An 18,069-nucleotide genomic window follows, 5' to 3' on the forward strand; every position below is an offset into this window, starting at 1 on the left:
GCGGAACGAATGTCAGCCGGGAGGTCGGATGAAAGCAATAGCGCTGGTTTAGGCTTTGGTGAAGCCGATGAAATCGTCTGGGGCGGCGCGGCCCATTTCCTCTTCCCAATGGCGGCGGCAGAGCGAGACATAGACGTCCTTGCCGATCGCCACTTGTTCGCCCTGTTTGGCCACCTTGCCGTCGGCGCCGAGGCGCACCACCATCGTCGCCTTGCGGCCGCAGCGGCAGATGGTGCGCACCTCGCGCAGGTCGTCGGCGATCGCCAGCAGGGCGCGCGAGCCGGAAAACAGCTTGCCTTGGAAATCGGTGCGCAGGCCGTAGCACATGACCGGGATGTTCAGCCGGTCGGCGATGCGGGCGAGTTGCCAGACCTGCTCCTCTTCGAGGAACTGCGCCTCATCGATAAAGACACAATGGACCGTGGCGTGGTCATGATGCTCGGCGACCCGGGCGAATAGGTCGTCGCCGTCGCGGAACATCTCGGCTTCCGTCTCCAGGCCGATACGCGACGAGATCAGCCCGGTATCGCCCTTGCGATAGTGGCCGGCGATGAACAGCATCGTCGTCATGCCGCGCTCGCGGTAATTATACGAGGCCTGCAACAACATCGTCGTCTTGCCGGCATTCATCGTTGCATAGTGGAAGTACAGCTTGGCCATGCCGTCCTTTTAAGCCGAGTTGCAACAAAGCGGGGAGGGGGAGCGCCTACATTCCACCGGGAAAAGACGACTTCCATCCGGAAAGCGGCGGGCGTGTCGTTGATCGACCAGCCTGCGCCGTTGATCGTGGTTGCCTTAGTGCTTGAAACCGCAGCAGAATGGTGTTTGGCTGACGGAACAAAGGTGGAGATAAAACCGCCACTTCGCTTCACCGAGAACTGAAATGGGAGAATTTTGATGTCGCGCATGAATTCATTCGTCGCCGGTCTCGGCCTGGCGGCTTTTCTATCCACGACTGCGGCCTTCGCCGGCGATCCGGAAAGCTGCAAGACGGTGCGCATGTCCGATGTCGGCTGGACCGACATCCAGGCGACAACCGGCATAGCCTCGGTGCTGCTCACCGCGCTCGGCTACGAGCCGCAGGTAATCCAGCTTTCGGTGCCGGTGACGATGGCGTCGCTGAAGAACAAGGACCTCGATGTCTTCCTCGGCAACTGGATGCCGTCGATGACCAACGACATCAAGGACTACACCGCAGAAGGCTCGATCGAGACCGTGAGCGAGAATTTGAGCGGTGCCGGCTACGGCATCGTCGTGCCGACCTATGTCGCCGACGCCGGCGTCAAAACGCTGACAGATCTCGGCAAGTTCAAGGACAAGTTCGACGGCAAGATCTACGGCATCGAGGCCGGCAATGACGGCAACCGCATCATCCTCGACATGATCAAGAACCCGGCCGACAATCTCGAAGGCTTCGAGCTGGTCGAATCCTCCGAAGCCGGCATGCTCACCCAGGCCGAGCAGTCGATCAAAAACAATGAATGGATCGCTTTCCTCGGCTGGACGCCGCATCCGGTGATGGGCGCCATGAAGATCACCTATCTCGACGGCATGGGCGACACTGGCTTCGGCGCCGCCACCGTGCATACGATCGTGCGCAAGGGCTATACGACCGAGTGCCCGAATGCCGGCAAGTTCATCACCAACCTGAAGTTCAACCTGGACATGGAAGGCGAGATGATGGACGCGATCCTGAAGGGTGGCGACGCCAATACGGTCGCGACCGACTGGCTGAAGAAGCACCCGGACGCGGTTGCTCCCTGGATCGCCGGCGTCACCACCTTCGACGGCGGCGACGCGGCGGCAGCGGTGAAAACAGCGCTCGGAAGCTGACCTGACCGCTTGCACGACAAGACGAGGGGCAGCCACGGTAGAAATGGCTGCCCTTTTTCATATCCTGTGACAAGATGACCGTCCGGCAAAGGACGGCGCCGGCAGAAGAGGGGCTAGATGGATCCGATCTCCAAATTCCTGGTCAGCTACAAGATCCCCATTGGCGCGTGGGGGAAGGCGTTTTTCGGCTTTCTCACCGACAATTTCGACACCGTCTTCAGGGCTTTCTCCAACAGCCTCAACTTCCTGCTCGATGGCATCGTCGACGGGTTGCTGTTGCTGCCGCCGGTTCTGCTGATCGCCCTGATCGCTTTGCTCGCCTATTTCCTGCAGCGTTCGAAAGGCCTTGCTTTGGCGGTGTTCATCGGGTTGCTGTTCATCCTCAACCAGAACCTGTGGAAGCAGACAGTGGAGACGCTGGTGCTGGTCGTTGCCGCCGCCGCCGTCTCGATGGCCATTGGCGTGCCGCTCGGCATCTGGGCCGCGCACAAGCCGAAGATCTATCGCGTCATGCTGCCGGTGCTCGACCTGATGCAGACGCTGCCGACCTTCGTCTACCTGATCCCGGTGCTGACCCTGTTCGGCCTCGGCAACGCGCCCGGCCTGATCGTCACCATCATCTTCGTCATCCCGACCTCGGTTCGGCTCACCCATCTCGGCGTCACCTCGGTGCCGAAATCGATCGTCGAGGCGGGCGAAGCGTTCGGCGCCACCAAGCGCCAGCTGCTGTGGAAGGTCGAGCTGCCTTCGGCACTGCCGACCATCATGGCTGGGCTGACCCAATCGATCATGTTGTCGCTGTCGATGGTGGTGTTCGCCGCCCTGATCGGCGCCGGCGGCCTCGGCACAGAGATCAACCGGGCGCTCGGGTCGCGCCGGATCGACCTCGGGCTTGAGGCAGGTCTGGCCATCGTCGTGCTCGCCATCGTGCTTGATCGAATGACGCGCATCGGCGTGGGAGGCAAGAAATGACCGTCGCCGTCGATTTCAGGAATGTCGACATCGTCTTTGGCGCCGACCAGGCCGGTTCGCTGGCGCTGATCGACAGCGGCGCCACCCGTGCCGAGATCCTCGAACAGACCGGTAACGTGCTGGGCTGTGCCGGTGCCAGCCTCACCGTGCACGAGGGTGAGATTTCGGTGCTGATGGGCCTGTCCGGCTCCGGCAAGTCGACGCTGCTCAGGGCCGTCAACCGGCTGAACGTCGTCTCGCGCGGCCAGGTGCTGGTCAAGGACGGCGATGGTACGGTCGACGTCGTCACCTGCGACGAGGCGACGCTTCGGCGGTTGCGGCAAAAGCAGGTGGCAATGGTGTTCCAGCAGTTCGGCCTGCTGCCTTGGCGCACAGTGGAGGAAAATGTCGGCCTTGGCCTCGAGCTCGCCGGCGTACCGGAAGCCGAGCGCAAGGAGCGGGTGAGCAAACAGCTGAAGCTGGTTCATCTCGACCAGTGGTCGAAGAAATACGCGCATGAGCTTTCCGGCGGCATGCAGCAGCGCGTCGGCCTGGCGCGCGCCTTCGCCACCGAGGCGCCGATCCTGCTGATGGACGAGCCGTTCTCGGCGCTCGATCCGCTGATCCGGACCAAGCTGCAGGACGAGCTGCTGCAGCTTCAGGCCGAACTGAAGAAGACCATCATCTTCGTCAGCCACGACCTCGAGGAGGCGCTGAAGATCGGCACCCACATCACCATCATGGAGGGCGGGCGCATCGTGCAGACCGGCGCGCCGGAAGACATCGTGCTGCGGCCTGCCAACGACTATGTCCGCGACTTCATCGCCAATGTGAACCCGCTCTCGGTGCTGACCGCCTGGAACGTCATGCGCGACCGCCGCGACCTCGAACATGGCGAAAACGGCTGGGTGTGGCTCGACCGCCGCAAGACGACGCGCTTCAAGATCGACGAGCATGGGCTGGTGGCGGCGGCCGAGCGCGACGGCAAGCCGGCGGTGTGGGTCTCCTGCGCCGACGTCGAGGCTCAGCCGGAGGAGACGGCGCAGGTGTTCTGGGCCAATCCCGGCACCTCGCTGAAGACGGTGATGCTGGCCATGCATCGCTCACAGACAGCACCCGTGGCGCTATTCGACGACCAATCGCGCTTCGTCGGCGCCATCGGCGTCAGGGATGTGCTGAGCGCGGTGTTGCGGCGGTAGTTTTTCTCCTTGGGGAGAGAACCAAGACCAACGCCGAGTTCTGTCGCGCCCCCCTCTGTCCTGCCGGACATCTCCCCCACTTGGGGGAGATCGGCGGTTTCGCAGACGGCTCTCACACTCCAACGTTTGTAGTTGGCGAAATCGGCGACGACAGCCAATCTCCCACCTGTGGGGGAGATGTCCGGCAGGACAGAGGGGGGCGCGAAGGAACGCCAGCTTAGCCCGATACCGCAAGCTAAACCGCCAGCGGCAGGCGCAGCTCCGTCAACAGGCCGCCATCGGGATGGTTGGACAGGCTGACTTCGCCGCCGGCGCCGCGGGCGATATTGCGGGCTATGGTCAGGCCGAGGCCGAGGCCGCCGGTCTGGCGGTTGCGCGACTGGTCCAGGCGTACGAACGAGCCGAACACGGCGTCGAGCTCGGCCTGCGGTATGCCCGGCCCCTCGTCGCGGATCGCCAGCGCGATGATCCTGTCCGATTGGCGCAGGTTGAGATGCGCCTTCTTGCCATAGGTCACCGCGTTCTGGACGAGATTGGTGACGCAGCGCCGGAGCGCGACTGGGCGCGCTATGCAGATCAGGCCGCGCGAGCGCGCATCGTCATTGTCGAACGAAACCTCTTTGTAGCCGTCGGCGACCGATTCGACGAGCGACCAGAAATCGATCCTCTCGCTCTTCTCCTCGGTCACCTCGAAAGTGGCGAAGTCGATGACCGAGCTGGCAATGCCTTCGATGTCGGCGAGGTCGTGCCCCAGTGCGGCGCGAATGGTCGAATTCCTGAGCAGTTCGAGGCGCAGCCGCATCCTGGTCAGTGGCGTGCGCAGGTCGTGCGCGAGCGCCGCAGCGAGGTGCTCGCGGTCCTCGACATAGGCGCGCAGCCTTGCCTGCATGGCATTGACCGCCTTCGCCGCGGTACGCACCTCGCGGCTGCCGCTCTCGGCGATCGGCGGGCTCTTCAGGTCCTCGCCGATCCGCTTCACCGCGGTCTCCATCATCCGGTAGGGCGCCGTCAGCCGGCGCAGCGACCAGATCGAGGAAGCCACCACCAGCCCGGCGATCAAGGCATAGAGCGGCAGGCTATCGAAGCTCAGTATCGGCCCGGCCGGCGTGTTCGGTTCGGTGAAGTTCAGCCATTGGCCGTCGGCAAAGCGAAGCGAAGCGGTCAGCTTGTCGCTCTGGGCGAAATCGGCGGCCAGCACCAGCAGGTCGCGCTCGACCTGGCCAACATCGGGACCGGCGACCGTCCCACCGGGAGCGTCGGCTTCGTGCGTTGCCGGGTCGCGGCGGACCCGCGCGTCGGTGATGCCGAACTTCGATAGCCGACCGACCAATATGTCCTCCAATTCGGCCAGCTCGTCGTCGCCGGCTATCGACGAAGTGACGGCGGGCGTGCCGGAGACGGTGAGCGCGTAAGTGGCGTTGAACAGGCCGGAGGCCGTCGCCTTGCGCTGTTCCGGCGTAGCATCATGCATCAGCTGTACCAGCGAGAAGGCGCGGTCGTTGAGCCGGTAGAGATCGACGACTTCATTGGCGGCGGCACGGTCGCGCGAAACGATGTAGAGGGTCGCGATCTGGCTGATCAGCAGGCCGGCGATGACGATGAGCAGCACCCAGGCCGGCAGCGTTTGCGGCAGAATGCGTCTCATTCGGAGGTCGTCTCAGGCAGGAACTGATAGCCGCCGCTGCGCACCGTCAGGATCAGCTTCGGCGTTTTCGGGTCGTCCTCCATCTTGCGCCGCAGCCGGCTGACCAGAATGTCGACGCTGCGGTCGAAGCTGTAGCCGCTGTCGCCGCCGGACAGCTCGATGAGCTGCTCGCGGCTCAGTACGCGTTGCGCGCTCTTGACGAAGGTCTGCAGGAGATTGAATTCGGCCATCGTTAGCTCGATCCTGACGTCGCCGGGCGCCATCAACCGGCGGCGCGAACAGTCCATCGTCCAGCCGGCGAAATGGTAGATCTGCCGCGAAGCGGCACGTCGCGGTTCGGCGGTGCCATTACGCCTCAAGACGGCACGAATGCGTGCGAGCAGCTCGCGCGGATCGAAGGGTTTCGGCACGTAGTCGTCGGCGCCCATCTCCAGGCCGACGACGCGGTCGGTGGTCTCGGTGACCGCGGTCAGCATGATGATCGGTGTCGAATAATTGGCGCGCAACTCGCGGCAGAGCTCCAGGCCGCTCTTGCCGGGCAGCATGACGTCCAGAACGATCAGGTCGACCTGGGCGCGGCGCAGCACGGTCTCCATCTCGGTGCCGTCGGCGGCGACCGATGTATGCAGCCCTCGCTTCTGGAAAAATTCCTGAAGCAGGTCGCGAATGCCCTTGTCGTCGTCGACGATCAGTATGTGGGGGTCGGATTTCACAGGAAACCTGTCATTTGTGGATCGCCCAAGCGGTGCTTCGGCCGTCAGCCAGACGATAGAATTCAGGCCATAAGTTGGCCAGTGGAGATCGGCAGCTCGATCCGGGCCGCCCAGAAACAATCCAGAAACAAAATTCTACAATCCGGAAAAACTGCCGAAAAAAAACAAAGGCATAAGTGGTGCCGTGGCGGTCAGGTCATCGGCTGCGACACGCGTTACGGGATTACGGACAGACCAATGCAAAGGTTCTCGATCAGTCTGATGGGTGCGTTGCTTTCCATTTCGCTCGTCACGGCTGCGGTCGAACATGCCGATGCAAAGCTGGCCGATGCAAAGGCGGCCAATTCAAAGGCGGCCGATGCAAAGGTGGCGACCACCCGCAGCGAGCGTTGCATCGATCTGAACCGCCAGTTTGACGAAGCCCTCGAAACCCATGCCGCGGCAACGCAGGTCACCGCGGCGAAAGCACTTCAAAGAAAGGGAAACCGGTTCTGCGCCAACAAGAAACGGGCACAGGGAATCCGGATGCTCGCGAACGCTTTGAAGCTGCTTGGAGTGACACCGATCGATCCCGTTCAGTGACACTCAATCCGATCTGCACAAAAAGGAAGTGAAGCCATGAAAAAGTCCCTCCTCTCCGCCCTCGGTCTCGCCATCGCGCTGGCCCTCTCGATGCCGGTTCTCGGCGCCAGCAGCGCCAATGCCGCGACCACCACCCCGGCTGCGACGACAACGACGACCGCTGCGCCGGCCAAGGCCGTGAAGAAGGTCGCTGCCAAGAAGACCGTCAAGAAGCACAAGAAGCACGCGGTCAAGGCAGCTCCGAAGGCCTGATCAAGCGACATCTTCTGCCGTATGAGAAGACCGCTCCAGTTGCGATTTGCCTGGAGCGGTCATCTTTTGTTGGCGTGCAGACAGTACGGCCGGTCCCGGCCCACACCGCCGGTTGAACGCCAAACGGCAGTTCCCACATAGGCATGGATTTGTGAACTGCGCTCGCCGGGAAGCCGATCGCGCGCGGTTGAATGGACGACCGCTTTTGCCCATGTCAAAATGACCGCAAAGCTGTCGTACGCAATTGCCGGTCCAATGCCTGAAATCACGACAAAACCCCGTACCAGCACGAAGCCGAAGGTCGAACGGCCGAAGCTCTACAAGGTCATCCTGGTCAATGACGACTTCACGCCGCGCGAATTCGTCGTGACGGTGCTCAAGGCCGAGTTCAAGCTCAGTGAAGACCAGGCACATAGGGTTATGATCACCGCTCACCGGCGCGGCGTCTGTGTCGTCGCCGTCTTCACCAGGGATGTCGCCGAGACCAAGGCGGCGCGGGCAACCGATGCCGGCAAGGCTAAGGGCTACCCGCTGATGTTCACGACGGAGCCGGAGGAATAGAGCTCCTCCCTCGCCCCGTTTGCAGGGAGAGAGAAGGGAACTACCGTCCTTCGCGGTACCACATCGAGCCCATCGCCAGAAGCAGCAGGCCGAGGCCGAGGAAGCCGCCGAACAGCGGCACGCGCGAGACGGCCTTGAGCACGCTGTCGTCGGTGGTGCGCAGGCCGATCCAGTCGTTGCCGGAGGCAGCGCCCGAGGCACGAACCGGGACGATGGAGGGCAGCGTGACAGTGCTGGTGAGATTGCCAATCGCCGAGGCCGGCGCCAGCCGGCGAACGCTGCCGCCGGTTGCCTCAGCCGGCGGTTTCAGCCGGTTCTCGGTGGAGACGACGTCGGTGAATTCCGGCGCGTTGACAGGCCCGACATGGGCCAATGCCGTCAGGTCGCCATTGCCGACCTGATAGAGACCGATTTCGCTGGTCTCGACGCTGCCGAGGAAGACGCCTGGCTCGGATTTCTCGAGCCTGACGATCAGTGCCTTGCCGGACGGCGTGATGACCTGCGCCGGGCCGGGGTCGTCGCTCATCGTCTGGCGGCGAATTTCAAGCACCATGCCGCGGCCGTCGGCGGTCAGCCGCTCCTCCTCGAGTTCGGGCTCCTTCATCAGCCAGTGGGCGATGCGTCGGTAGAGCTGGACATGCGGGCCGCCGCCCTCGAAGCCGCGCGCCCATAGCCAGCCCTGATCGGACAAAAGCATGCCGACGCGGCCTTCGCCCTTGCGGTCGAGCAGCAGCAGCGGCCGGTTGTCGGCGCCCTTCATCACCACCTCGCCCTCGGGGTTCTCGACGCCGATGGTGCGGAACCAGCGGCTCCAGTGCGGCGGCTCGGTTGCGGAGCCGTCGAGCCCGCGCGTGACCGGATGGCGCTGGCCGGTATCGGTGAGACGTGGGTAGAAGGCCTTGTCGATGACCTCGCCGGTCGGCATTGCCGGCAGCGCCGACATCAGCGGCGTGCGGGCGATCGAGCTTTCGCCGGCATATTCGGGGCCTGCCGCGATTAGCAGCGCGCCGCCTTTTTCGACATATTCGGAAATGTAGTCGTAATAGAGGATCGGCAGCACGTCGCGGTGCTGATAGCGGTCGAAGATGATCAGGTCGAAATCCTTGATCTTCTCGACGAACAACTCGCGTGTCGGGAAGGCGATCAGCGACAACTCGTTGATCGGCGTGCCGTCCTGCTTTTCCGGTGGGCGCAGGATGGTGAAGTGCACGAGGTCGACCGAAGCGTCGGATTTCAGCAAATTGCGCCAGGTGCGCTCGCCGGCATGTGGTTCGCCGGACACGAGCAGCACGCGCAGATTTTCGCGGATGCCGTCGATCAGCGCGATGGCGCGGTTGTTGGTATCGGTGAGTTCGCCCGGTTCGTGGTCGATGGCGAGTTCGACGATGTTGCGCCCGGCGCTGGGAATGGTCACCTGCAGCGGCATCGCCTGGCCGATGTTGGCGTGCTCGACCGATACCTGCTCGCCGTTGACCGATACGCGGACATCGACCGGGCCGGTTTCGTTGTTGGTGGCGATGACGCGATAGGTCATGTCGAGCGGCTTGCCGACGAGGCCGAAGCGCGGCGCATTCTCGAAGCGGATGCGACGGTCCTTTTCATGGTCGTTGCCGGTAATCAGCGCATGCAGAGGGGCATTGAAGTCGGGTGCGCCAAGCGGCGCGTCATGCACCTCGCCGTCGGTGATCATGATGGCGCCGCCAATGCGCGACGGCGGCACGTCTCGGAAAGCATTTTCGAGCGAGGAAAACAACCGCGTCTCGGTGCGCTCGTCGGCGGCTTCGGACTTGCCGGCTTCGACGACACGGACGTCGAACTGCTTGAAGCGGCCGAGACGCTGCTGAAGCCCGGCCAAGGCCGCGTCGGTCTGCTTGGTGCGGTCGCCTATATCCTGGCTCTGGCTGCGATCGACGACGACGGCGACGATACTTTTCAGCGGCTCGCGCTCTTCGTCGAGGAATACCGGATTGAGCAACGCCGCAGCCAGCGCAATCAGTGCTGCCAGGCGGAAGATCGCGCCGCGCTGGCGAAACCAAAGGCCGACCAGCGCCAGCAGCAGCAGCGGCAACAGAACCACGGCGAGCAGCGGCCAAGTGATGAGCGGTTCGAAGGCGAGCGACCAATTCATGGTCTATTGCCCCAGCCGTTCGAGCAGCACCGGGACGTGCACCTGGTCGGATTTGTAGTTGCCGGTCAGCATGTACATCATGATGTTGACGCCGGCGCGCAGCGCATAGATGCGCTGCATCGGATCCGACGGCACGGTCGGCAATAGCGGGTCGCCATTCTCGTCGACCGCCCAGGCGCCGGCGAAATCATTGGCGGTGATCATGATCGGGGAAACGCCGTCGCCGGTGCGCACCGGGCGGTGCTCGGTGTTGCTGGCTTCGAGCGATGCCTCGACCCAAAGCGGGCTGCCGGCAAAGCGGCCGGGAAACTCTGGAAGGATGTAGAAGGATTTGGTCAGCACGTGGTCCGAAGGCACCGGTTCCAGCGGTGGCACGTTGAGGTTGCCGAGGATGTCGCGCAGCCGCTCCGTTGCGGGGCTGGTCGAATCCGCACCAATGCCGTTGGCGAACTGGTCGCGGGTGTCGAACAAGACCGTTCCGCCCTGCTGCATATAGGCGTCGATACGGGCGATGGCGGCCTCGCTCGGCATCGGGGCGGCGGGATCGATCGGCCAGTAGATCAGCGGGTAGAAGGACAGTTCGTCCTTCGAGATGTCGACGCCGGCCGGTGCTCCGGGTTCGAGCGCGGTTTTTTCGATGAGAAAGCGGGTCAGGCCTTCGAGCCCGGCGCGGCTGATCGAGTCGACACCCGGCTCGCCGGTCAGCACATAGGCGATCCGGGTCTTTGAAATGTCCCCGATCGCCTCCGTATCTCCCGGTTTGGCGTCGTCGGCACGCGCGACGTCCGCGTGGCCAATCAAGGCGCCGAGCGCAATCAGCAGGACGGCTGCCGTCGCCGCAGCACCGGGACGGCGCGGGCGGCGCGACAACAGGCCGCCCATCCAGAATACGGCAAGCGTGTCGAGCACCATCAGCACCAGGGTGGCCGTGACAAGCGGACCTTTGAGGTTGCGCTGCTCGTCGAAGGCATACTGGACGGTGGTGACCGGCACGGTGATCTCAGGCCGGGCCAGCGGCGTGAATGCGCTGTCGCCACCGAGCAGATTGTGAGCGAATACCCCCGTCTCGGAGCCGTAGAGGCCGGGCGGGTTTTCCAGCGTCACCGGCAGCGGGCCGGCGCCGGGCACCAGCGGCCTGGCGTCCGGCGTCGGCGGCACCAGCGTGCCGTCGGCGGCGATCATGCGATAAGGTGCCAGCGACGTGGCGGCGGCTTCGGCATTGGCGACCGCCGCTCCCTGGTTGCGCGACAGTTGCACGATGCGCCGCAGCATCTCGACGAAGCTGCCGGAGATCGGCAGGTTGGACCATGTCGCCTCGGGGGTGACGTGGAACAGCACGAGCGTACCCTTGTCCTTCTTCATCCCGGTCACCAGCGGCGTACCGTCGGCAAGGGTGGCCCAGGTGCGCTCGACGATATCGGGCGTCGGTTCGGCCAGCACCTGCCTGGTGACGGTGACCTCGGTGGGCGGCGCGAGGTCGGCGAAGGGGCCGGTTTTCGGGAATTCGGTGACCGGCTGCGGCGCCGTCCATGACAGCGCGCCGCCCAGCGAGCGCTCGCCTGTGCGGAGCCGGACCGGCAGCAGGTCGTCGTCATTGCCGGCAGCGGCGAGCCGCGAACCGGCAAAACGCACCAGCGTGCCGCCCTTGTCGACCCAGTCGACCAGCCTTTCCCGGGCCTGTTCCGGAATGGTGCCGACATCGGCCATGACGATCATCGCCGGTTTCTGATCGAGCAGTTGCGGGATGGCATCGGCGAGATCGACGCTGGACGGCTCGACGAGATCGGCGAAGGGCTGCAGGGCGCGGCGGATGTAGTAGAGCGGCGACAGCAGCGGTTGCGCCTGGTCGGCCTCGGCCTGCGACAGCAGCCCGACGCGGCGGCGTTTCGAGCTCTCATCGAGCACGCGGACGGCACCGGCCTGGCGTTCGCCATCGAGCGCGATGTAGGCGAAGTCGTTGCGGAGTTCGAACGGCACCGCCATCGTGGCGGTGGCGGTGGTTACGCCCGGGGCAAAGGTCAGCGTCGCGTCGGCGATGCGGCGGCCCTTGTCGTCGAAGGCGCCGGCCGTCACCTGTGCAGGTGCCGGATCGCCCGGTGCGCGGATGGCGGTCAGGGCGAAGCCGTCGACCTGGTTATCGGCGCCGGTCAGGCCGGTCAGCGACAGTCGGTCGGAGACGGCCCAGACGACGCGTGCTGCGTTCTTCGACAACAGCGTGTTGAAGGCGGCTTCGTCGCCTTGCGCCGCCAGGCCATCGGCGAGCACGGCAACGCTGGTGCCCGGCAGCGACTCCAGGGCTGATGCGACGCGGGCATAGACGGCGGGGCGGTCGGTCGGGATCGGGCGCGGCTTTGCCGCGCGCAGCCGGTTGAGCGCGGCAGCGGCATCGAAGGGACCGATCTCGGCATTCGGCTTCTCGGCGGTGAAAGCGATGAGCACCGGCACACCGTTCGAATTGGCATCGGCGATCAGCCGCTCGGCGGTGGCGACGCGCTTACCCCAGTCGGCGGCACTTGCCCAGTCATTGTCGATCACCAGCGCCAGGGCAGCGCCCTCGGCCGGCAGCTTTTCGCGCGGGTTGAAGACGGGCTCGGCAAGTGCTGCCACGATAAGCGCGGCCATCAGCAGCCTGAGCAACGTCAGCCACCACGGGCTCTGCTGCGGCGTTTCTTCGCGCCTCAGCACGCGGGCGAGAATCCTGAGCGGCGGAAACACCTCGGTTTGCGGCCTGGGCGGGGTCAGCCGCAGAAGCCACCAGATCACCGGCAGCGCCAGCAGGCCCCACAGCACCATCGGCGCCCCGAAGGAGAGCGGCAGCCAACTCATGCGCGAGCCCTCCCGGCAAAGGCGCCCTCGGCGGTCATCGCCATGTGGATGCGCACCAGCGCCTCGGAGGCAAGGCGGTCGGTATGATTGACGGTAAAGCTCCAGCCAAGCCGTTTGCACCACGCGGCCAGTTCCTGGCGGCGGGCGGCATAAAGCAGGCGATATTCTTCGCCCAGCATTTCGGCGCGGCCGGCGGTCAGCTTGTCGCCGGTCTCAGGATCGGTGAATTCGGTGCGCCCCGCATAGGGGAAGCTTTCCTCGGCCGGATCGGCGACCTCGATCAGATGGGCGCGCACGCCGTGGCGGGCGAGCACGTCCAGCCAGGCTATGGTGTCCTCAACCGGGTCGAGAAAATCGCTGACGATCACGATGTCGCAGAAGCGGCGGATGCCGGACAGGTCGGGCTTTGCCGGCAGGTCGGCGGCGTGCATCAGTTGCGCCGCGATGCGCTCGGCGCCATTGCGGGCGGTGAACGGGTCGGTCAGGCCCGGCCAGGCAATGCGCTCGCCGCTGCGCGACAAAAGCTCGGCCATGGCCAGCGCCAGCACCAGAGCGCGCGACTCCTTGGAAACGCTGGCTCCGGTCGATTTGTAGAGCATGGAAGGCGAGGGGTCGGCCCACAGCCACACCGTATGGGCGGCCTCCCATTCGCGGTCGCGGACATAGGTGTGGTCGTCGCGCGCCGAGCGGCGCCAGTCGATGCGCGAGGAATCGCCTTCGACATAGGGCCGGAACTGCCAGAAATTCTCGCCGATGCCGCGCTTGCGACGGCCATGCCAGCCGGCAATCACCGTGTTGACGATGCGGCGCGCCTCGACCAGCAGGTCCGGCACCAGGGAAGCCCGCAACCGGCCTCTGGCGAGCGCATCGCGCGTCGCTGTCGGTGCCTGCGCTTCACCGATGCGCGCCATCAAATCCCTTTCGCGAGCTTCGCCACGACGTCGCGTACCGTGGTGCCCTCGGCGCGGGCGGCGAAGGTCAGCGCCATGCGGTGCTGCAGCACCGGCTCGGCCAGTGCGCGGACATCGTCGACCGACGGCGCCAGCCGGCCGTCATAGAGGGCGCGGGCGCGGGCGCACAGCGTCAGCGCCTGACTGGCGCGCGGGCCCGGGCCCCAGGCGACGTGCTTGTCGGTATCGGCGTTGCCCTGGCCGGGACGCGCCGAGCGCACCAGCTTGAGGATCGCCTCGACGACGCTTTCAGGCACCGGCATGCGGCGGATGAGCGTCTGGATGTCCTTCAGCCGCGTCGGCTGCAGCACGTTTTCGGCCTTGGCATCCTCGATGCCGGTGGTTTCCAGCAGGATGCGGCGCTCCGCCTCGATCTCGGGGTAAAGGATGTCGACCTGCATCAGGAAACGGTCGAGCTGAGCCTCGGGCAGCGGATAGGTGCCCTCCTGCTCCAGCGGGTTCTGCGTCGCCAGAACATGGAACGGCGCCGGCAGGTCATGGCGCACGCCGGCAATGGTGACGTGGTATTCCTGCATCGACTGCAGCAGCGCCGACTGGGTGCGCGGCGAGGCGCGGTTGATCTCGTCGGCCATCAGCAGTTGCGCGAAGATCGGTCCGGAAATGAAGCGGAACGAACGCTTGCCGAATTCATCCTGCTCCATCACCTCTGAGCCGAGAATGTCGGATGGCATCAGGTCGGGCGTGAACTGGATGCGGCGCGAATCGAGGCCGAGCACGATGCCCAGCGTTTCGACCAGCTTGGTCTTGGCAAGGCCGGGCACCCCGACCAGCAGTGCATGGCCGCCTGCCAGCAATGCGACGAGCGTGCGCTCGACGACGCTTTCCTGGCCGAAGATGACCCGGCCGACGCCGTCGCGGACCCTCGAAATGTCAGCCAGCGCCTTCTCGGCCTGCGCCACCATGTCCTTTTCGCTGATCGGGCTTTCCTTGATCATAACGCTCATGCAGCATCGATCCTTCTGGTTGGAAATACCGCTTGGCACCTTGGGGGCCGCAGAATGCCGCGATTCGGCCTCGCATGGCGCCTGCAAAGAACTTAAATCACAGACTTAGGCTGACAAGCGGAACAACAGTGACTATTTCGTGACCATGACAGAAGCCGCCGAGCATCGTGAAGAGAGCCTGACGGCCGCGACCGAGGCGCGTGGGCTAGAGGCGCTGGTCTCGCGCGCGACGCGCGCCGGCAAGGGGCCGGCGCCGGTGGAACGCTGGAATCCGGCATTTTGCGGCGATCTCGACATGGAGATCAAGCAGGACGGCACCTGGTTCTATCTGGGAACGCCGATCGGCCGGATGCCGCTGGTGCAGCTTTTCTCCTCGGTGCTGCGCAAGGACGACGACGGCAAGACCTATCTGGTGACGCCGGTGGAAAAGGTCGGCATCCGCGTCGCCGACGCGCCCTTCATCGCCGTCGAGATGGATGTGTCGGGCGCCGGCGACGGGCAAATCATCACCTTTCGTACCAATGTCGGCGATGTGGTCGAGGCTGGGGCGGAGCATCCGCTGCGATTCGTCGACGAGGACGAGACAGGTGGCCTGAAGCCCTATGTGCTGGTGCGCGGGCGGCTGGAAGCGCTGGTGGCGCGGCCAGTGATGTACGAGCTGGTCGAGCACGGCGAAGAGATCGACATCGGCGGCAAGACGATGTTTGCCGTCCGTTCCAAAGGCGAGGTCTATCCGATCATGCCGGCTGAGAAACTGAAACGGCTGAGCGCATGATGGACCGCCTATGGTGGATCAGGTGACGCCGGTGCCATTTTCCGCCGCCGAGTTTCGCCAGCGCGTCGTGGCGCAGCCGCAGGCGCATGCCGGTGACGATTTTGGCGACCACCGCTTCAATCCGGGACATCCCAGGCTGAAGCTGGCCAAGGCGCTGCGCGATGCCGCCGTGCTGATCCCGGTGGTCGACCATGGCCACGAGGCCACGGTCCTTTTGACCCGGCGGGCGGAAAAGCTGCGCAACCATTCGGGGCAGGTGGCTTTCCCCGGCGGAACCATCGATCCAACCGATGTGAGCCCGGAAGCGGCGGCATTGCGCGAGACGTTCGAGGAGATCGGTCTCGATGGGGATCATATCGAGATCCTCGGCCGCATGCCGGACTACGTCTCCGGCAGCGGCTATCGCATCGCCCCGGTGCTCGGGATTGTGCGGCCCGGTTTCAGCCTGACGCTGAATTCCGACGAAGTCGATGCCGTCTTCGAGGTGCCGCTGGGCTTTCTGATGGACCCCGCCAACCACACCAGGGACAGCCGCATGTGGAACGACCTCGAATGGTTCTTTTACGAGATGCCCTATGGCGGCCAGCGCATCTGGGGCGTTACTGCGGGCATCATCCGAACGCTTTATGAAAGGCTCTATTCGTGAGCGATCCGGTGTCGATCGCGGGCAAGGCCGGCTGGCTCGACGAAAGCCACTTGCAGCGCCTCCTCGCCGCGCTGACCGACGGTGGCGAGGAGGCGCGTGTCGCCGGCGGTGCCGTGCGCAATGCGCTTATCGGACAGCCGGTTGCCGACATCGACATCGCCACCACCACAGTGCCCGAGGAAACCATCCGGCGCGCCGAGGCGGCAGGCTTCAAGACGGTGCCGACCGGCATCGAGCATGGCACCGTCACCGCGGTCGCCCACGGCAAGGCCTATGAAATCACCACGCTTCGTGCCGATATCGAAACCGACGGCCGCCGCGCCAAAGTGTCGTTCGGCCGCGACTGGAAAGCCGACGCGGAGCGGCGCGATTTCACCATCAATGCACTCTACGCCGAAGCTGACGGAACTGTCGTCGATCTGGTCGGCGGTATCGCCGATATCGAAGCGCGGCGGCTGCGCTTCATCGGCGATCCGGAAGCGCGCATCCGCGAGGATTATCTGCGCATCCTGCGTTTCTTCCGCTTTTTCGCCTGGTATGGGGACGGCAGGCCGGATGCCGAAGGGTTGAAGGCTTGCGCCCGGCTGAAGCAGGGGCTCGACCAGCTCTCGGTCGAGCGCGTCTGGTGGGAGTTGAAGAAATTGCTGTCAGCGCCAGATCCGTCGCGGGCGCTGCTGTGGATGCGCCAGGCCGGCGTTCTGACCGGCGTTTTGCCGGAAAGCGAGAAATGGGGCATTGATGCCATCCACGGGCTGACCAAGACCGAGAAGGATCTGGCCTGGGCGCCGGACCCGCTGCTCAGGCTGGAAGCCATCGTGCCGCCGGATGCCGCGCGCATGAAAACGCTTGCCGAGAGATTGAGGCTTTCCGTGAGCGAGGCAAGCCGCCTGCGGTACTGGGCGATGACAGCTGCCATCGATCCGAAAACAACCGAAGGAGAGTTGGCGAAAAAGCTCTATTCTGGCGACCGCCAAGGCTTTGTCGATCGGTTGCGGCTGTCGCTCGCTTCCGCTCGAGCCCGCGCGGTCGAAGACAATGACGCACTGCTCGAAGCCGGCGGCTTCTCGCGCCTGCTTGCCTTCGCCGCAAAATGGCAAAGCCCTGTTTTTCCGGTCACGGGCGCCGATCTGACGACACTTGGCGCCTCACCGGGGCCGAAGCTTGGTGCAACGTTGAAGAATCTTGAAAAGGAATGGGTCGAGTCCGGTTTTGCGCTTGATCGCGGCGCGCTGCTCAAGCGCGCCGCAGAGGCACTCCAATCCTAACCATCACGCTGCGTCGCGGACCTTTTCGATGCGCGAGCGGATCGCCTCGATCATCGTCTCGCGGATCACCGTCTCGCCATGCGTCTCGCGCAGATGCTCGACGGCACGACGCATGACCTCTGCCTCCTCCTCGGCGCGTGTGTGCCACTCGCAGCCGGGTACGAGCGACCCGCAATGGAATTCCTTCATCGGCTTCTCCTCATTTCCTCCTTGGAGCGCCGCGCAGCGCACTGACACGGAAGCTCCAGACCTTTGATCTCGCGCATGATCTCGAAACCGGGTTCCGGCATTCGGGTTATACGCTGGCCAGCTAAGCATAACACGATCGAGCGGTTTTGGTTGCCTTAGAGCGCCGCGCGTCCAACCCGACAAGCGGCGTTCTAGTGTACGGGTTTGCGAAAAGGCGGAGCATCGCTGCTCCGCCCTCTACGCTACCTCCGAGGCAAGACGTTGTCTTGCTCCAGCGGGCAGGCCATCACTTCACGATCTTGACTGCCTCGGCAATTTTGTCCTTGCCGCTCATATCCCACGTGACGCGGACCTTTTCGCCGACCTTCAGGCCAGGATCCTTGAAGGTCTGGGGCAACGTAAAGGTGGCTCCGTTATCCAGAACTAGGCTCATCGCCGTTCCATCAAAGCTTTTGATCGTGCCGGTGGTGTGCTTGACCGCGGCGAATGCGGCGGTACCAGAGGCGAGAACGGCAGCAGCGGCTGCGGTCATAATAAGCTTGCGCATGGCATGCTCTCCTGGAAAATGCGGGCACCTGCTTGGGAGAGG

General features: G+C 64.4%; 19 protein-coding genes. 10 read left to right on the forward strand and 9 right to left on the reverse strand.

Annotated features, from left to right (window positions below; genetic code table 11):
- Window positions 1-48: 48 nt before the first annotated feature.
- A complete protein-coding gene (locus tag NKH43_RS15415) occupies window positions 49-660 on the reverse strand; it encodes a thymidine kinase (RefSeq protein WP_023719232.1) in 612 nt (203 codons plus the stop codon).
- Window positions 661-753: 93 nt separating this feature from the next.
- Here NKH43_RS15415 and NKH43_RS15420 point away from each other — a divergent pair, with 93 nt between their 5' ends.
- From NKH43_RS15420 to choV, 4 genes are all read left to right on the forward strand, one after another.
- Window positions 754-882 carry a hypothetical protein gene (locus tag NKH43_RS15420; protein ID WP_280940418.1) on the forward strand — a complete coding sequence of 43 codons (129 nt, stop codon included), beginning with the start codon at window positions 754-756 and terminating at the stop codon, window positions 880-882.
- A gap of 15 nt (window positions 883-897) precedes the next feature.
- Complete coding sequence (locus tag NKH43_RS15425) at window positions 898-1,833, forward strand: choline ABC transporter substrate-binding protein (protein ID WP_023719231.1); 936 nt, start codon at window positions 898-900, stop codon at window positions 1,831-1,833.
- Window positions 1,834-1,950: 117 nt separating this feature from the next.
- The gene (gene choW, locus NKH43_RS15430; protein ID WP_023719230.1) at window positions 1,951-2,805 is read left to right on the forward strand and encodes a choline ABC transporter permease subunit; all 855 of its coding nucleotides are present in this window, start codon (window positions 1,951-1,953) and stop codon (window positions 2,803-2,805) included.
- The gene (gene choV / locus NKH43_RS15435) at window positions 2,802-3,983 is read left to right on the forward strand and encodes a choline ABC transporter ATP-binding protein (RefSeq protein WP_023719229.1); all 1,182 of its coding nucleotides are present in this window, start codon (window positions 2,802-2,804) and stop codon (window positions 3,981-3,983) included. Before choW ends, choV begins: the two co-directional genes overlap by 4 nt.
- Before the next feature lie 235 nt (window positions 3,984-4,218).
- Here choV and NKH43_RS15440 read toward each other — a convergent pair whose 3' ends face one another.
- Together NKH43_RS15440 and NKH43_RS15445 are read right to left on the reverse strand one after the other, a co-directional pair.
- On the reverse strand, window positions 4,219-5,628 hold the full coding sequence (locus NKH43_RS15440; RefSeq protein ID WP_352496078.1) for an ATP-binding protein: 1,410 nt from the start codon (window positions 5,626-5,628) through the stop codon (window positions 4,219-4,221).
- On the reverse strand, window positions 5,625-6,341 hold the full coding sequence (locus NKH43_RS15445; protein ID WP_023719226.1) for a response regulator: 717 nt from the start codon (window positions 6,339-6,341) through the stop codon (window positions 5,625-5,627). The genes NKH43_RS15440 and NKH43_RS15445 overlap by 4 nt, the downstream gene beginning before the upstream one ends.
- A 237-nt stretch (window positions 6,342-6,578) precedes the next feature.
- On the opposite strand from NKH43_RS15445, the gene NKH43_RS15450 reads away from it, so the two are divergent.
- The 3 genes from NKH43_RS15450 (at window position 6,579) to clpS (ending at window position 7,736) form a co-directional block, all read left to right on the forward strand.
- The gene (locus tag NKH43_RS15450) at window positions 6,579-6,923 is read left to right on the forward strand and encodes a hypothetical protein (RefSeq protein ID WP_352858934.1); all 345 of its coding nucleotides are present in this window, start codon (window positions 6,579-6,581) and stop codon (window positions 6,921-6,923) included.
- A gap of 36 nt (window positions 6,924-6,959) precedes the next feature.
- Window positions 6,960-7,175: a hypothetical protein gene (locus NKH43_RS15455; protein WP_023719224.1), complete on the forward strand. Its 216-nt coding sequence runs from the start codon at window positions 6,960-6,962 to the stop codon at window positions 7,173-7,175.
- A gap of 255 nt (window positions 7,176-7,430) precedes the next feature.
- Window positions 7,431-7,736 (forward strand): ATP-dependent Clp protease adapter ClpS, encoded by a 306-nt coding sequence (gene clpS / locus NKH43_RS15460; RefSeq protein ID WP_023719223.1) that lies wholly within the window; start codon window positions 7,431-7,433, stop codon window positions 7,734-7,736.
- Between the two features lie 40 nt (window positions 7,737-7,776).
- Here clpS and NKH43_RS15465 read toward each other — a convergent pair whose 3' ends face one another.
- The 4 genes from NKH43_RS15465 to NKH43_RS15480 are packed head-to-tail and all read right to left on the reverse strand — an operon-like array spanning window position 7,777 to window position 14,605.
- A complete protein-coding gene (locus NKH43_RS15465) occupies window positions 7,777-9,864 on the reverse strand; it encodes a membrane protein (protein WP_023719222.1) in 2,088 nt (695 codons plus the stop codon).
- Between the two features lie 3 nt (window positions 9,865-9,867).
- Window positions 9,868-12,690 carry a DUF4159 domain-containing protein gene (locus tag NKH43_RS15470; RefSeq protein ID WP_352858889.1) on the reverse strand — a complete coding sequence of 941 codons (2,823 nt, stop codon included), beginning with the start codon at window positions 12,688-12,690 and terminating at the stop codon, window positions 9,868-9,870.
- Window positions 12,687-13,601, reverse strand: a complete 915-nt coding sequence (locus tag NKH43_RS15475) for a DUF58 domain-containing protein (protein ID WP_352546818.1) — start codon at window positions 13,599-13,601, stop codon at window positions 12,687-12,689. The genes NKH43_RS15470 and NKH43_RS15475 overlap by 4 nt, the downstream gene beginning before the upstream one ends.
- Entirely contained in the window at window positions 13,601-14,605 is a 1,005-nt protein-coding gene (locus tag NKH43_RS15480; protein WP_023719219.1) for an AAA family ATPase, read from the reverse strand. The genes NKH43_RS15475 and NKH43_RS15480 overlap by 1 nt, the downstream gene beginning before the upstream one ends.
- 145 nt (window positions 14,606-14,750) lie before the next feature.
- On the opposite strand from NKH43_RS15480, the gene NKH43_RS15485 reads away from it, so the two are divergent.
- Genes NKH43_RS15485 through NKH43_RS15495 form a run of 3 tightly spaced genes read left to right on the forward strand, consistent with a single transcriptional unit; the run spans window position 14,751 to window position 17,291 of the window.
- Window positions 14,751-15,380: a DUF1285 domain-containing protein gene (locus NKH43_RS15485; protein ID WP_023719218.1), complete on the forward strand. Its 630-nt coding sequence runs from the start codon at window positions 14,751-14,753 to the stop codon at window positions 15,378-15,380.
- A gap of 10 nt (window positions 15,381-15,390) precedes the next feature.
- Window positions 15,391-16,026, forward strand: a complete 636-nt coding sequence (locus NKH43_RS15490) for a CoA pyrophosphatase (RefSeq protein WP_502906483.1) — start codon at window positions 15,391-15,393, stop codon at window positions 16,024-16,026.
- A complete protein-coding gene (locus NKH43_RS15495; protein ID WP_352858891.1) occupies window positions 16,023-17,291 on the forward strand; it encodes a CCA tRNA nucleotidyltransferase in 1,269 nt (422 codons plus the stop codon). Before NKH43_RS15490 ends, NKH43_RS15495 begins: the two co-directional genes overlap by 4 nt.
- Window positions 17,292-17,294: 3 nt before the next feature.
- On the opposite strand, the gene NKH43_RS15500 is transcribed toward NKH43_RS15495, so the two are convergent.
- Together NKH43_RS15500 and NKH43_RS15505 are read right to left on the reverse strand one after the other, a co-directional pair.
- Complete coding sequence (locus NKH43_RS15500; RefSeq protein WP_023679490.1) at window positions 17,295-17,480, reverse strand: DUF1059 domain-containing protein; 186 nt, start codon at window positions 17,478-17,480, stop codon at window positions 17,295-17,297.
- Between the two features lie 286 nt (window positions 17,481-17,766).
- On the reverse strand, window positions 17,767-18,027 hold the full coding sequence (locus NKH43_RS15505) for a DUF1344 domain-containing protein (RefSeq protein WP_023679489.1): 261 nt from the start codon (window positions 18,025-18,027) through the stop codon (window positions 17,767-17,769).
- Between the last annotated feature and the right edge of the window lie 42 nt (window positions 18,028-18,069).

This window comes from Mesorhizobium sp. M1163 (assembly GCF_040318415.1).
In the GTDB taxonomy this organism is placed as follows: Bacteria; Pseudomonadota; Alphaproteobacteria; order Rhizobiales; family Rhizobiaceae; genus Mesorhizobium.

Coding starts and splice junctions, on each gene's coding strand:
- clpS (WP_023719223.1), top strand. CDS start 7,431: ATGCCTGAAATCACGACAAAACCCCGTACCAGCACGAAGCCGAAGGTC.
- NKH43_RS15465 (WP_023719222.1), bottom strand. CDS start 9,864: ATGAATTGGTCGCTCGCCTTCGAACCGCTCATCACTTGGCCGCTGCTC.
- NKH43_RS15450 (WP_352858934.1), top strand. CDS start 6,579: ATGCAAAGGTTCTCGATCAGTCTGATGGGTGCGTTGCTTTCCATTTCG.
- NKH43_RS15470 (WP_352858889.1), bottom strand. CDS start 12,690: ATGAGTTGGCTGCCGCTCTCCTTCGGGGCGCCGATGGTGCTGTGGGGC.
- NKH43_RS15480 (WP_023719219.1), bottom strand. CDS start 14,605: ATGAGCGTTATGATCAAGGAAAGCCCGATCAGCGAAAAGGACATGGTG.
- NKH43_RS15440 (WP_352496078.1), bottom strand. CDS start 5,628: ATGAGACGCATTCTGCCGCAAACGCTGCCGGCCTGGGTGCTGCTCATC.
- NKH43_RS15475 (WP_352546818.1), bottom strand. CDS start 13,601: ATGGCGCGCATCGGTGAAGCGCAGGCACCGACAGCGACGCGCGATGCG.
- NKH43_RS15425 (WP_023719231.1), top strand. CDS start 898: ATGTCGCGCATGAATTCATTCGTCGCCGGTCTCGGCCTGGCGGCTTTT.
- NKH43_RS15485 (WP_023719218.1), top strand. CDS start 14,751: ATGACAGAAGCCGCCGAGCATCGTGAAGAGAGCCTGACGGCCGCGACC.
- choV (WP_023719229.1), top strand. CDS start 2,802: ATGACCGTCGCCGTCGATTTCAGGAATGTCGACATCGTCTTTGGCGCC.
- NKH43_RS15500 (WP_023679490.1), bottom strand. CDS start 17,480: ATGAAGGAATTCCATTGCGGGTCGCTCGTACCCGGCTGCGAGTGGCAC.
- NKH43_RS15505 (WP_023679489.1), bottom strand. CDS start 18,027: ATGCGCAAGCTTATTATGACCGCAGCCGCTGCTGCCGTTCTCGCCTCT.
- NKH43_RS15490 (WP_502906483.1), top strand. CDS start 15,391: ATGGTGGATCAGGTGACGCCGGTGCCATTTTCCGCCGCCGAGTTTCGC.
- NKH43_RS15415 (WP_023719232.1), bottom strand. CDS start 660: ATGGCCAAGCTGTACTTCCACTATGCAACGATGAATGCCGGCAAGACG.
- NKH43_RS15455 (WP_023719224.1), top strand. CDS start 6,960: ATGAAAAAGTCCCTCCTCTCCGCCCTCGGTCTCGCCATCGCGCTGGCC.
- choW (WP_023719230.1), top strand. CDS start 1,951: ATGGATCCGATCTCCAAATTCCTGGTCAGCTACAAGATCCCCATTGGC.